The organism is Pseudomonas sp. B3G-3 (assembly GCF_028640915.1).
GTDB lineage: Bacteria > Pseudomonadota > Gammaproteobacteria > Pseudomonadales > Pseudomonadaceae > Aquipseudomonas > Aquipseudomonas chlororaphis_I.
Genome location: NZ_JAQZAB010000016.1, coordinates 1 through 659 on the forward strand (window position 1 = coordinate 1; position 659 = coordinate 659).

At 58.9% G+C, this 659-nt stretch carries 1 protein-coding gene; it reads left to right on the forward strand.

Translation table 11 applies throughout. The annotated features are described in order from the left end of the window. Positions 1-296: 296 nt before the first annotated feature. The coding region (locus PVZ80_RS00190) for a contractile injection system protein, VgrG/Pvc8 family (protein WP_273863275.1) at positions 297-659 on the forward strand (363 nt) is incomplete at its 3' end.

Consider the following 659-nt stretch of genomic DNA (forward strand, 5'->3'; position numbering starts at 1 on the left):
TCGCCTTGCCCTGGGCAACATCCAGCAACGCCACACCATCGCTCAGCAGCAGCGAGGCGAGCATTCAGACACCGGATGGTGGGCCAGTCATTCGCTGAAAAAACTGACGTCTTCTTCCAATTCTTTCCAGGAGGTTTAGGACGTTTCCTAGATCAATGCCGTGGGTGACTTGCTAGCCTGGCTCGGCTGTTCAGCTTGGCCGAATCTGGATGTGACCAGGCCAAAAACGAGTTGCGCTGACATCAAGTCCGCGCACCAGAGCTCGCTCGCTATGTCGCAGTCCAAAGGAACAAAGGATGTTCAACAGAGCCAATGAAACTCACTTCAGCCTGAGCATTGAAGGCGTCCAAAGCGACTTGCAAGTAGTCTCTTTCAAGGGGACCGAAGGCATCAGCCAGCCGTTCCGTTTCGATCTGGAACTGGTCAGCGAGAACCCCGACCTGGACCTGGAAACGCTGCTGCACAAGCAGGCGTTCCTGGCCTTCGACCCGGCTGCTTTGAACGGCGAGGGCAGCGGCATCCACGGCCAGATCTACCGCGTGGCCCAGGGCGATGCCGGCAAGCGGCTGACCCGCTACAAGGTGTCGCTGGTGCCGCAGCTGGCCTACCTCGAACACCGCACCAACCAGCGCATCTACCAGCAGCTGTCGGCGCCGAAG